General features: G+C 36.1%; 13 protein-coding genes. All 13 read right to left on the reverse strand.

The features are described from left to right. Positions 1-53: 53 nt before the first annotated feature. The gene (gene codY, locus Q5760_RS16245) at positions 54-833 is read right to left on the reverse strand and encodes a GTP-sensing pleiotropic transcriptional regulator CodY (RefSeq protein WP_428908669.1); all 780 of its coding nucleotides are present in this window, start codon (positions 831-833) and stop codon (positions 54-56) included. An 85-nt stretch (positions 834-918) separates the two neighbouring features. Then, positions 919-2,319 (reverse strand): HslU--HslV peptidase ATPase subunit, encoded by a 1,401-nt coding sequence (hslU, locus tag Q5760_RS16250; protein WP_428908670.1) that lies wholly within the window; start codon positions 2,317-2,319, stop codon positions 919-921. 26 nt (positions 2,320-2,345) lie between these two features. Then, complete coding sequence (gene hslV, locus Q5760_RS16255; protein WP_428908671.1) at positions 2,346-2,888, reverse strand: ATP-dependent protease subunit HslV; 543 nt, start codon at positions 2,886-2,888, stop codon at positions 2,346-2,348. 459 nt (positions 2,889-3,347) lie between these two features. Continuing rightward, positions 3,348-5,426, reverse strand: coding sequence for a type I DNA topoisomerase (gene topA / locus Q5760_RS16260; protein WP_428908672.1), 2,079 nt, complete (start codon positions 5,424-5,426; stop codon positions 3,348-3,350). Positions 5,427-5,981: 555 nt separating this feature from the next. Then, a complete protein-coding gene (gene dprA, locus Q5760_RS16265; RefSeq protein WP_428908673.1) occupies positions 5,982-6,857 on the reverse strand; it encodes a DNA-processing protein DprA in 876 nt (291 codons plus the stop codon). A gap of 302 nt (positions 6,858-7,159) precedes the next feature. Then, positions 7,160-8,062, reverse strand: a complete 903-nt coding sequence (gene sucD / locus Q5760_RS16270; RefSeq protein WP_428908674.1) for a succinate--CoA ligase subunit alpha — start codon at positions 8,060-8,062, stop codon at positions 7,160-7,162. A 15-nt stretch (positions 8,063-8,077) separates the two neighbouring features. Beyond that, positions 8,078-9,238: an ADP-forming succinate--CoA ligase subunit beta gene (gene sucC, locus Q5760_RS16275; protein WP_428908675.1), complete on the reverse strand. Its 1,161-nt coding sequence runs from the start codon at positions 9,236-9,238 to the stop codon at positions 8,078-8,080. A 266-nt stretch (positions 9,239-9,504) separates the two neighbouring features. After that, entirely contained in the window at positions 9,505-9,807 is a 303-nt protein-coding gene (locus tag Q5760_RS16280) for an EscU/YscU/HrcU family type III secretion system export apparatus switch protein (protein ID WP_428908676.1), read from the reverse strand. Then, positions 9,804-11,126, reverse strand: coding sequence for a hypothetical protein (locus Q5760_RS16285; protein WP_428908677.1), 1,323 nt, complete (start codon positions 11,124-11,126; stop codon positions 9,804-9,806). The genes Q5760_RS16280 and Q5760_RS16285 overlap by 4 nt, the downstream gene beginning before the upstream one ends. Before the next feature lie 12 nt (positions 11,127-11,138). Beyond that, positions 11,139-11,909, reverse strand: coding sequence for a ribonuclease HII (locus Q5760_RS16290; RefSeq protein WP_428908678.1), 771 nt, complete (start codon positions 11,907-11,909; stop codon positions 11,139-11,141). A gap of 31 nt (positions 11,910-11,940) precedes the next feature. Continuing rightward, positions 11,941-12,789, reverse strand: a complete 849-nt coding sequence (gene ylqF, locus Q5760_RS16295; RefSeq protein ID WP_428908679.1) for a ribosome biogenesis GTPase YlqF — start codon at positions 12,787-12,789, stop codon at positions 11,941-11,943. A gap of 19 nt (positions 12,790-12,808) precedes the next feature. Then, a complete protein-coding gene (gene lepB / locus Q5760_RS16300; RefSeq protein WP_428908680.1) occupies positions 12,809-13,360 on the reverse strand; it encodes a signal peptidase I in 552 nt (183 codons plus the stop codon). A gap of 278 nt (positions 13,361-13,638) precedes the next feature. Further along, entirely contained in the window at positions 13,639-13,983 is a 345-nt protein-coding gene (gene rplS, locus Q5760_RS16305) for a 50S ribosomal protein L19 (RefSeq protein ID WP_428908681.1), read from the reverse strand. Positions 13,984-14,072: the final 89 nt, after the last annotated feature.

The following is a 14,072-nucleotide window of genomic DNA, read 5'->3' on the forward strand; positions in this document are numbered from 1 at the left end:
AAAAAATCGTCCAATATACTATTGGACGATTTAAAACTTATTTTTACATCAGATTAATTTGTTTTTAATTTATCTAATTCTAATAAAAATTTATCATTTAATACTTTAATATAGGTTCCTTTCATACCAAGCGAACGAGATTCAATGACCCCTGCACTCTCTAACTTTCTTAGGGCGTTAACAATAACAGAGCGTGTAATACCTACACGGTCAGCTATTTTAGAAGCAACTAATAACCCTTCTGTACCATTTAGTTCTTCAAAAATATGTTCAATCGCTTCTAACTCACTATACGATAATGAGCTGATCGCCATTTGTACAACTGCTTTGCTACGTGCTTCTTCTTCAATTTCTCCTGACTTCTCATGAAGAATTTCCATCCCAACAACAGTAGCACCGTATTCAGCTAGAATTAGATCATCATCATGGAATTCCTCTTCCATTCTAGACAAGATCAATGTTCCTAAACGGTCACCTCCACCAATAATTGGAACAATTGTTGTTAATCCATTTTTGAAAAGTTCCTTATTTTCAACTGGAAAAACAGTATAGCGACTTTCCATATCAAGGTTTGCCGTTGTTTCACTTATATTAAATAAGCTATTTGTATACTCTTCTGGGAATTGACGTTCCTCAAGCATCTTTTTCATACGTTCATTCTCAATTTGTTGTTGTACTGAAAACCCTAATAATTTCCCTCTACGACTCACAACATAAATATTGGCTTCGATAACTTCAGATAATGTATCTGCCATTTCTTTAAAGTTTACAGACTTCCCAGCAGCCTTTTGAAGCATCGCATTAATCTTTCTTGATTTCGTTAATAAATCCATTTACTATTTCCTCCTATTACTAAAACCACAAAAGTAATCTTTTCTGTATTTTTTGTTTCATTACTACCATTTCATCGGGGTAAACCTACAGTATAAAACGACTCAAATCTTTATTACGTGAAATTGCCCCTAACTTATCCTCAACATAGGTTGGTGTAATCGATACGGTTTCCATTGTTATATCTGGAGCTTCGAAGGATAAATCTTCAAGTAATTTTTCTAATATAGTATGCAAGCGTCTTGCACCGATATTATCTGTATTTTGGTTAACCTCGTATGCAACTTGAGCAATTTTATTTATAGCTTCGTCAGAAAATTCAATTTGTATACCTTCTGTAGCCAATAATGCTTGATATTGTTTAATTAATGCATTATCAGGTTCAATCAATATTTTTATGAAATCTTCTGTTGTTAGCTTCGTTAACTCAACACGAATAGGGAAGCGCCCTTGCAACTCTGGAATTAAATCCGATGGCTTAGCTATATGAAAAGCTCCCGCAGCGATAAATAAAACATGGTCCGTTTTAACTGAGCCGTATTTCGTCATAACAGTTGATCCTTCCACAATCGGCAGGATATCGCGTTGAACCCCTTCACGCGAAACATCTGCTGAAGATCCACCGCCATTATTTTTACTAGCAATTTTATCAATTTCGTCAATAAAAATAATTCCAGCTTGCTCTGCACGATTTATGGCTTCTTGGGTTACTTCATCCATATCAATAAGTTTTTGTGCTTCTTCCCCAGTTAACACTTTACGAGCATCACGGACTGATAGTTTACGTTTTTTACGTCGCTTTGGAATAAGACTTCCCAATGCGTCTTGCATGTTAATCCCCATTTGTTCCATACCAGATCCCTGTAACATATCAAACATGGAAGGTTGTTGTTCCTCTACCTCAACCGTAACGGTTTCGTTTTCAAGTTCACCTTCATCCAATTGTCTCTTAACTGCTCTTCTTTTCTCTTGTATACTAAGTTCTTCAGCTTCATTATTATTTTCACTTTCTTGATTATTACCACCAAAGAACATTTCAAGTGGGTTTTTCATCGTTGAATTTTTCTTGTTTGTTGGGACTAATAATTCAACTAAACGTTGATTCGCATTTTTCTCAGCACGATCTTTTACTTGTAGCATTCTCTCTTCTCTTACAAGTCTAATTGAAGTTTCAACTAGATCTCTTACCATCGACTCGACATCCCGTCCAACATAGCCGACTTCTGTAAATTTCGTTGCTTCGACTTTGACAAATGGGGCATTGACTAATTTAGCAATACGTCTAGCAATTTCCGTTTTACCTACTCCAGTAGGACCGATCATCAAGATATTTTTAGGACTGATTTCATCTCGTATATTTTCATCTAACAAACTGCGGCGATAACGATTTCGAAGAGCAACTGCAACTGCTTTTTTTGCCTCTTTTTGTCCGATAATATATTGATCAAGTCTTTCAACAATTTGACGTGGCGTTAAATTTAAACTCATTCCCATATATGACAACTCCCCTTTCTTTATAATTCTTCAACAATGATATTGTGGTTTGTATAAACACAGATTTCAGCTGCTATTTCAAGTGATGCCTTCGCAATTTCTTTTGCAGATAATTGTTCACCAGCATGTTTTTTCAATGCCCTTCCAGCTGACAATGCATAGTTACCGCCAGAACCAATCGCTAAAATGCCATCATCCGGTTCAATTACTTCACCTGTTCCAGACACAAGTAATAAATCAGTGTCATTCATCACAATTAGCATCGCCTCTAATTTTCGTAAAACTTTATCACTACGCCATAGTTTCGCTAATTCTACTGAGGCTCGTTGTAGGTTGCCGTTATATTCTTCAAGTTTACTTTCGAACAGTTCAAATAATGTAAAAGCATCAGCAACTGAACCGGCAAATCCCGCCAACACTTTACCATTAAACAATTTTCTTACTTTTTTTGCTGTGTGTTTCATCACAACTGCATTTCCCATTGTAACTTGACCATCTCCTGCCATTGCACACCGACCATTATGCTGAATGGCAAATATAGTAGTTGCATGAAAACCTGACATCAGTTTGCCTCCTTCAAGTATGATAATAAAAACGAAGAATTTCTTATGTATACTTACATTTCTAATTTACGATTGAAATCAGTTTAAGATTCAAAAATATTTTATAGAATGTAAAAACATTTATAATAACGACTTACCTACTATTTTCCCTGAAATAAAATGTATTAATACCTTATAATGTTCATTTTCTAGTATTCATACAACCAATCCCTTGTTCATTTTTGAACAATCAAATGCCCAATGCCATTTTTAAACCCAATTGTATATTGTGAACAATTTATAAGTTTTTGTAAATACTTTTTTTATAAATTTCATAAATAATTCACATTATATATGAATGAAATCCAATATTGACTTAAGAGTAGCATATAAAAATAGGTAAAAGCAAATTATTAACGAAATTTTCAAAAAAGTTATAAACCGAATATCAAAAGGGTGAGTACATAACTCACCCTTTTGTTAACTCTGCGGTTCTTCTTTATAATCGCATTCCACACATTGAACTTGAACACCTTTTTTAAGTTTCTTTTCAACCAATATTGCTTCACACTTAGGACAGTTACGAGGTAAAGGTTTATCCCAAGACAGAAAGTCGCATTCAGGATAGCGATCACAGCCGTAAAAAATTCGGCGTTTTTTCGATTTCCGCTCTATTAGATTTCCCTCTTGACATTTCGGACACTTTACACCGATTTCTTTTACAATCGCTTTCGTGTTCCGACAATCAGGAAAATTACTACATGCCATGAATTTACCGTATCTCCCCATTTTAAATACCATCGGACTGCCACATTGCTCACAATCTTCACCCGCTGGCTCATCTTTGATTTCAATATGTTGCATTTCTTTTTCCGCTTTTTCAAGTCTTTTTTCAAAACCTTGATAAAATTCATCGATGATTTCAATCCAGTTTATTTGACCTTCTTCTACATGATCTAAGCCTTCTTCCATTTTCGCAGTAAACTCAACATCAAGTATTTCAGGGAAGAACTCACGTATTCCTTCAGTGACAATTTCTCCTAGTTCTGTTGGAATGAAGCGCTTATTTTCAAGAGCCACATAGCCTCTCTTTTGAATTGTATCCAATGTTGGAGCAAAGGTAGAGGGACGACCAATTCCCAGTTCTTCCAATGTCTTTACTAGCCTTGCTTCCGTATAACGTGGAGGTGGCTGCGTAAAATGTTGTTTCGGATCAATTTGCTTTGTGATAACTTTATCTCCCACTACTAGGTCTGGTAATTGACGGTCTTTTTTCTCTTCTACTGGATCGTCTGTTCCTTCTACATACACTTTCATAAACCCAGAAAATTTAACTTTGGAGCCATTTGCCCTGAATATTACTGGACCATTTTTAAGATCAACCGTCATTGTATCCATAACAGCTGCTGCCATTTGGCTGGCAACAAAACGTTCCCAAATTAATTTATAAAGACGTAATTGGTCACGTGACAAAAATTCTTTTAAACTACTTGGTTCACGCATAGTACTTGTAGGTCTAATGGCTTCGTGGGCATCTTGAGCATTTGCACTTTTCTTTTCCTTCCGGTCATTACTTTGCAAATATTCCGCGCCATAGGTACTTCTTATATAGTCAGCCGCCTCTTCCTTTGCCACATCTGAAATACGAGTTGAATCTGTTCTCATATAGGTTATTAGACCAACCGTACCTTCCTTACCTAATTCAATACCTTCATAAAGCTGCTGAGCAAGCATCATTGTTTTTTTAGCTCGGAAGTTTAATTTTCTGGCCGCTTCTTGTTGCAGAGATGAAGTTGTGAACGGCAATGCTGGATTTCTACGGCGTTCTTTTTTACTAACCGTTTCAACGACAAAAGAATTTCCGTCTAATTTTTTTAAAACATCATCAACATCTTCTTTTTTGGAAAGTGCAACTTTTTTCTGATCTAACTCAAAGAATGAAGCTTCAAATCCTTCCATTCCTCTTAAAAATTCGCCTATGATCGTCCAATATTCTTCCGGAACAAAATTTTCAATTTCTCTTTCTCGATCAATAATTAATCGAACAGCTACTGATTGTACACGCCCAGCACTTAACCCTTTTTTTATCTTTTTCCATAATAAAGGGCTAATATTATACCCAACCAAACGATCTAAAACTCTTCTAGCTTGTTGGGCATCGACCAAATTCATATTAATCGGTCGAGGATTCTTAAATGAATCTTTTATCGCGTCTTTTGTAATTTCGTTAAAAACAACTCGACAATCCGAATCAACGTCAACATTTAAACTATTTGCCAAATGCCAAGCAATTGCTTCCCCTTCACGATCGGGGTCGGCTGCAAGATAGATTTTTTTAGCTTTTTTTGCTGCTGTTTTTAAATCTTTTAAAATAGGTCCCTTACCTCTAATGGTAATATATTTGGGTTCAAAGTGTTTTTCTACATCAACTCCCATTTGACTTTTTGGTAAATCTCTTATATGCCCCATGGAAGCCTTCACTTTATATTTTTTTCCTAAATACTTCTCAATCGTTTTCGCCTTTGCAGGTGACTCAACGATTACAAGAAAATCTGCCATTCTAAAGTCCTCCTCTAAGAGGGATTCTATCCACTTATATTTATTCTCTTATTTTACAGTTATCTTAAAATACTCATTATTATTATCTATTTTGAATATATCTGTCAAATAATTTGAAAAGTGGAAGCGCCTCGCCTAGTCCGTTTGGACTGATTTGCACAGGTTGTGCAGACATCGTCGTTTACCATAAATTGTGGTGGCTCTTAGTCCATGCTCTCCCTTTAGATCAAGAAACATTATGAGTACATATATACGAATCAATGTTAACAATCGTTAAGGAAGAAACAGGAAGTCTACTAGGAGCTAGGCGCTGGAGCTAGACATCCATCTAAATTAAAAAACTTATACTTTCGTAAATATTTAGTAGCAATTTTAACTACATATCTCGCAAACGTTTTCAACCCATTTCTATGGAAAATATAGCCAAGAATAAATTCTGTTTCTGTTGCAAAATGTATAACAGTTTGTAAATAATTTCAACCTTTTTATTTTATAACTTAAAAAATATTGGTTAAAAAACGATTTTCTAGGCGAAATAGTACATGTCATGGAATGTTATCTTTTTTCAGGGTATGAAAGCTCCTCAATTATATCTTGAGAAGTTTGTACTAATTTTGCACCTTGTTGTATCAATTCATTTGTTCCAATTGAAAAAGGGCTTGAAATGGGACCTGGAATAGAAAAAACATCTCGTCCTTCCTGTACGGCATAGTTAGCTGTAATAAGCGAACCACTACTCTTTTTAGCCTCTACAACTAATGTCCCATGACTGATCCCTGCTATAATCCGATTACGCATAGGAAAATGCCATTTTTCCGGCCTCGTATTCGGCGGATACTCGGATATAACAAGATGATTCTTCATCATTTCTTGAGCTAAAGGAATATTTTCTTTTGGGTATAAATGATTGAATCCCCCAGCTATCACACCGATGGTTTCACCTTTTAATTTTATGGTCGTTGCATGAGCGTATGCATCGACGCCTATTGCTAATCCACTAACAATAACATACTTTTGCCTTATTAATGAAGGAAATAATAACTCAATTGCGTTTTTCCCATAATTTGTTGCAAGTCTAGAGCCCACGACAGCAAGTAATCTTTCCCTATGTAACATATTAAAATTTCCTCGCGAATAAATAACCCATGGTGGCTTATATGTTTCCCGTAAAATTGGCGGATAATCGGGATCAAAAATAGTGGTGGTCTTAATGTCTAAGCGTTCATATTGCAGGATATTATTCATGATATTTTGTGAATATAAATCGGTTAGAGTATTTTTTGAGGAAGTTTGTGACGAAGTAAAGTCAATTTGTTTCATTTGATAGAGGTACTTTAATTGTGGATCTTTTTTGAGAATCGTATAGATTTGGTTCCAACCTACTCCTCTACAATGATGAAGATGTACGAGCCTTTTTTTAAAATCTTTCATACTAATTCCTCCGTTTTAACAATTTCCACACATCATTTATATTTGACCCTGTTAAACTATTGTTAAGATCCATTTTAGGCATTTTACTTTCCATTCAGCTATGCCCAACCACATTGAAACTTACTATGCATTGCCTGTCACACCTTCTCCTCAGGTGGCTTCGCGTCTTCCACTATAGTCAATAGTAGTCCAAAATCAACAGGAAACCTTTCATACAGCCTTATTTTAATATAATGAATTAACACAAAAACATGGGAAATAAGCCTCTCTAGAAAGAGAGGCTTTCCAAGTCAATTACCGTATTAATGTGTTTTACACTTTTCGTATAACCCTTTTTCTCTAAGTACAGAAATTAATGTTTCGCCCATAACTGACGGAGTATCTGCTACTTTAATTCCACACTCGTTCATCACACGAATTTTTTCATCAGCAGTGCCTTTTCCACCAGAAATAATTGCACCTGCATGACCCATACGTTTTCCTGGAGGAGCCGTGCGTCCACCAATAAAGCCAACAACTGGCTTCGTCATATTTTCTTTCACCCAAAGTGCAGCTTCCTCTTCAGCTGTTCCACCGATCTCACCAATCATAATAACAGCTTCTGTTTCAGGATCTTCATTAAATGCTTTCAAAACATCAATGAAGTTTGTACCGTTTACAGGATCTCCACCAATACCAACAGCTGTTGTTTGACCGATACCAGCTTGTGTTAATTGATGCACAGCTTCATAAGTTAATGTTCCAGAACGGGATACAACACCAACATGACCTTTTTTATGAATATAACCAGGCATAATACCAATTTTACACTCATCCGCAGTAATGACTCCTGGGCAGTTTGGACCAACGAGACGAGTTTTCTTTCCTTCCATATAACGCTTCACTTTTACCATATCTAAGACTGGTATATGCTCTGTAATACAAATAACTAAATCCAGTTCAGCATCAACCGCTTCAATAATAGCATCTGCAGCGAATGGAGCAGGTACATAAATAACAGAAGCAACTGCACCCGTTGCATCAACTGCGTCCTTTACGGTATTAAAAACTGGTACTCCCGCTGCCTCTTGACCGCCTTTTCCAGGAGATGTTCCTCCGACAATTTTTGTACCATATTCAAGCATTTGTTTTGTATGAAAAAGAGCCGTGGAACCAGTGATTCCTTGGACAATTACTTTTGTGTCTTTATTTATAAATACGCTCACAATGATTCTCCTTTCCTATTTAACTAGCGAAACGATTTTTTGGGCTCCATCAGCCATTGATTCTGCTGCTACGATATTTAACCCAGATTCATTTAAGATCTTTTTACCTAAGTCAACATTCGTTCCTTCTAAACGGACAACAAGAGGAACTTGTAAGCCAATTTGTTTTGCAGCCTCTATAACACCTTCTGCAATCACGTCACATTTCATAATTCCACCAAAGATATTCACAAAAATCCCTTTTACATTTTCATCAGAAAGGATAATCTTGAATGCTTCTGTTACCTTTTCTGCGGTTGCGCCACCACCAACATCTAAGAAGTTGGCTGGATCTCCACCGTAATGCTTGATAATGTCCATCGTAGACATAGCAAGACCCGCACCATTTACCATACAACCGATATTTCCATCAAGGGAAATATAGCTTAAATCATACTTAGAAGCTTCGATTTCTTTCGGATCCTCTTCCTCAAGGTCACGATAGGCTACTACATCCTTTTGTCTGTATAAAGCATTTGAATCAAAATTTAACTTAGCATCCAATGCCATTACTTTCCCATCACCCGTTACAACTAGTGGGTTAATTTCAGCAATGGAACAATCCTTTTCAATATAAGCTTGATATAGTCCCATCATGAATTTAACCGCTTGATTGACTAAATCATGTGGAATATTAATGTTAAAAGCAATTCTACGTGCTTGATACGGCATTAACCCAACAACTGGATCAATTTCCTCTTTGAAAATTTTCTCAGGTGTTTCTGCTGCTACTTCTTCTATTTCTGTTCCACCTTCTTCAGATGCCATTAAGACTACGCGAGAAGTTGCACGATCTAATACAAGTCCAACATAATATTCTTTCTTAATATCACAGCCTTCTTCAATCAGAAGACGTTTTACTTCTTTTCCTTCTGGTCCTGTTTGGTGTGTTACAAGTGTCTTGCCAAGAATTTCACTCGCATATGTACGAACTTCATCTAAATTTTTAGCTACTTTAACACCACCTGCTTTTCCTCGTCCACCAGCGTGAATTTGTGCTTTAACTACACAAACCTCAGTTCCTAATTCTTTTGCCGCTTCAACAGCTTCTTCAACTGTGAAAGCAACCTTACCTTTTGGAACTGTTACCCCGTATTGTCTGAGGATCTCTTTACCTTGGTACTCATGAATATTCATTCCCCATCCTCCTATTAAACTATTTAAAGATAGCAGTATTTAGTTGTTTACTAGTTTTTTCTGAAAATTGGTATTATTACCTTTAGTAGAAATATACTGCGCTTTCATTTTATCTTATAAAAAAGTCACTTGTCCACTATAATGATTCAAAAATCCCTTTCTTTTTAAAATATTCAAAAATTAAGTTTATTTGCAATCGCTTACATTTTTTGTTGATATCCTTATATAGCATTTTTCTATTAGTTGCTTGCTATTATAAGGAAGAATTAATTTTTATGCAGTTCTTTATTATCTACCATTTGTTTTTGATCAAGGCGATAAATAAACGCAAAGACCTCCGCAACCACCTTATAAAGATCTTCCGGAATTTGTTGATTGATATTCAATTCGCTTAGTAACTCAACGAGTGTTGGATCTTCTTGTATAGGGATTCCACTTGCTTTTGCTTGCTCGACAATTTTTTTGGCTATTTCACCTTTTCCTTTGGCTATGACAGTTGGAGAAGTCATTTCTTGTTCATCATAATTCAATGCAACAGCTGCTCTTTTATGGCTCATTTCCTTACTCATATTCGCAAATCAACTCCAGAATAAGCACTACCAGCCATCATGTTGATGGAAGGTTTCTTATGTGAATGTATGAAGGGATTAAAATGTACAGTTGATAACGTATAATGAACGGAATGTAAACTCTCTTTTAATAGAGGAATAAGAGGCTGGGCAATTGATTTTAATTCTTCATTATTATTCATTACCGTTAAAGACACAATTCGATTCTGTACATTCATGTCGATTAGGGTGTCCCCTAGATTAGCTAGTTCTAAGAAAAAAACAATTCTACAATAGTCCGGATCGATCTCATCATTGTCCGTTTTTTTTCCGCTCCATTGCACCGTTAAATCAAGATTTTGATTTTGGAAGAACAGTGGTATTTGTACTACTTGGTGTTGCATAGGGCTTAATTCATGGCTTAATAGCTGAACACCCGTTAATTTATTTAGAAGTTTCTCTACTGCTGTTTTCAGTGGTTCTGCTCCTATTTCTTTCAATAAATTCATTAATAAAGGTTTCATGGTATCAGGATTTTTTTTATCGTTGTGGAGAAGTTGGAGTAGACTATTTTCATAACTGTAACCCATACGATGAATTAATTTGACCAATCCTTCTGCGATCGATGAAGTTTGAACCAAACCTGGTGTTACGTCCTGTTTGCCTGCCTTGAACACTAACATTTCTTGCTCGATTTTGTGCGTAGAATGAACGTATTCTTTTAATAAAAGAGCTAGTTTTGCTCTCGTATCAGAAGGGGGTTCTTTTTGTAATAATGCTATTACATTTTCAATCGTTTTACTTAATGAAGCTTCGTCCAAAACCGCTACCATCGCGTTAACCGTTTCTAATGTTAAGGGCAATTGTTTTTGCAAAAGTAACTTGATTGCATCAAATCCATTTTGCTGTGCCTTTACAGTTTTTAATAACTCTGCACTTTTCTCGATCACTTCTTTATTGATTGGCAGCTGCTCCTTCAAAAAATACTTCAGCACTTCTAACCTTGTACCTTTATTAGGGATTGATAGGGACTCCATTAAAGAAAGAATTGAAATCTCAGCCTGTGAGCTAGGAGCATCCATCACACCTCTAGCGATAACTTTTAGTTTTATATGACCGTTTCCAGGTTGAACCTGAAACCAGTAGCGTTGTTGAACGTCTAAAGAAGCTTCTAATTGGGCTACTACTTTTTGTGATCCTATATTCAGAGAGGCAATATTATTTGGGAAAAGTTTAATTATTTTACCATTTAGAATTTGCCCTGGTTGAAAAGTTGTTCTAGGTGCGTGTAAACCATTCTCTCTATTTAAACCCGTTAACAGAGTGATCATATTCATCATTTGTTTTCATCCTTATTCATCTATGTATTCTTTAATAGGAGCAAATGTCTTTCGATGAATGGGGGTGATCCCTTGTCGCTTAAGTCCATCTAGGTGTTCCTTTGTACCATATCCTGCATTATTTGCAAACCCGTAACCAGGATATTTTCTATCATATTCTTTTAATAATCGATCCCGTGTTACTTTAGCTATGATTGAAGCTGCAGAAATTGATACCGAAAGAGCATCTCCTTTAATGATTGATTGGGATGGATAAGGAGTATCTAGTTTAACTGCATCAATTAAAAGGAAATCCGGTTTTGGATTTAATTGCCCGATCGCCATTAACATTGCTTTCTTCGTGGCATTATAGATATTGACGCGATCAATTTCGTCATTATCAATGATTCCAATTCCAATTGAAATAGCCTCATCTTTAATTTCTTTATACATAAGTTCACGCATTTTTTCTGTTAACTTTTTCGAATCATCGATACCTGGTAAAAAAACATCCTCAGGAAGAATAACGGCAGCTGATACAACAGGTCCTGCTAAAGGACCTCGACCAACTTCATCAATACCCGCGATAAGTTGGTATCCTTCTTGTCTGTACTGTCGTTCATAACTTAGCATTTTCATAAACTTATCTTGTAGCAGTTGCTGTTTTTCTTGTTCGCTCTTCCATCTTTTAAGGATCGTTTGTACCCCTTTACGATTATCCGTCATTAAGGTTCGAAAAAGTTCATGTTTCGGATTATCTATTTTCAATAATTGTTCTTCAATTTGCTTGATCGTCAGTCGCAATGTTAAAACTCCTATCCTCTTCTATCAAAATTCATTCTGGCCGTTCAAGGGAGATAGGCCCCAATTTTTCATTTCGAAGCTCTCTTATAATTAAATCGGTCACTTTATCATAGTCAACTCCACTATTACCAATAAAGCATCCTTTCTTCTTACCGATCGCATCAAATATTTCTACAATTTCCTGAGATTTTCCTGCTTCCACATTGTAATGCTCCTTTAAACGATCTGGATAGTTCTGTTCAAGAAACTTTAAACCGTAAATGGCAACATCTTCAAGATTTAATATAGCATCCTTAATAGCACCCGTTAACGCAAGCTTTAATCCAACTTCTTGATCCTCAAACTTAGGCCATAAAATTCCTGGCGTGTCTAAGAGCTCTAGTTCTTTTCCTACTTTAATCCATTGCTGTGCCTTTGTAACTCCAGGAGTATTCCCTGTTTTTGCAATATTTTTTTTTGCTAATCTGTTGATCAACGTTGATTTACCAACATTTGGAATTCCGACAATCATTGCCCGAATCGCTCTCGGTTTAACCCCTTTCGCTTTCATCCGATCAAATTTTTCTGTTAAAATTTCCTGTGCTGCTGAAACAATTTCTCTCATTCCAGAACCAGTCTTAGAATTAATCGCCAATGCTTTTAATCCCTTTTCCTGAAAATATTCAATCCATTCTTTTGTAATCTGTTTATCAGCCATATCCGCTTTATTTAATAGGATAATTCTTGGTTTGTGCTGAATAATTTCATCAATCATTGGGTTTCGAGAAGACAGCGGGATTCTCGCATCCACTAATTCAAAAATAATATCGATTAGCTTTAACTTTTCAGTTACCTGTCTTCTTGCCTTTGCCATATGTCCTGGAAACCATTGTATCGTCAAAATGATTCCTCCTGTCTTTCTACTTTACTAAGCCCACATCTTCCAATGGCCAGTATATGATACTAGTTTTGCCAAGTACTTCTTCCATTGGAACGGTGCCAATATGTCTCGAGTCTTTGCTATAGCGACGATTGTCTCCCATAACGAAGAGTTCTCCTTCTGGAACCGTAGCCTGTCCGATTTTTTCCATCAATGTAAAGGGTTCTGTTAATGGACCATCTAATGTTGGATCATTTTTCAGGTGTTCTAAGTAGGGCTCCTCATAGGGCTCGCCATTCACATATAACGTATCATTTTTATATTCTATTTCATCCCCTGGTAACCCTATAATACGTTTTATATAATCCTTATTTTCGGGTGCATGAAAAACAATAATATCAAATCTGTCTGGTTCACCAATCGTATAACTAAATTTATTTACTATCATTCGATCTTGGTCATGAAGTGTCGGGAACATCGACAAACCATCCACTACGATGGGTGCAAAAAAGAAATAACGAATAACAGCAGCAAGAACAACTGCAACGACGAGTGCTTTGATCCATTCCCAGAGTTCATTTTTTTTCTTCATTAACGACTCTCCCACCATTCTCTGGTAAATTATATTACAAAAATAAACGCAACAATTATATATAATAAAATACACTATAAGTTATTTTACATTATTTTTGAGATAATTAAAATAATGAAAGGAGCTTGTTGTAAGACAAGCTCCTTTCATTTCGCATCACGTATATGTATGAAATGTTTTTTTTCACAAGGTCCTTATCAATTACAGGATGTGCTATGTTGACATTCCCCAAAAAGGAGTATGTCAACATTTCTAAAGCAGCACTTCCATGATTTTGATTATCGGATCTCTTTAATACGAGCTTTTTTACCACGTAAATTACGTAGATAATAAAGTTTAGCACGACGGACTTTACCGCGACGAATAACTTCAAGCTTCGCAATTTTTGGTGTGTGGACTGGGAATGTACGCTCAACGCCTACACCGTAAGAAATTTTGCGAACTGTAAATGTTTCGCTAATTCCACCACCACGACGCTTAATCACAACTCCTTCGTATACCTGAATACGCTCACGAGTTCCTTCAACAACCTTTACGTGTACACGTACAGTGTCACCAGGACGGAATGGAGGAATATCAGTACGAAGTTGTTCTTTTGTGATTTCTTCTATTAATTTATGCATCGTTTTCAACTCCTTCCAACAGATGCTCTTGCAAAAAATTTGCAAACTGCAGCGGAACATCGTTATAGGACAGAAACCACTACTGGTTC

The organism is Niallia sp. Kr1 (genome assembly GCF_050389805.1).
GTDB lineage: Bacteria > Bacillota > Bacilli > Bacillales > Cytobacillaceae > Bacillus_BD.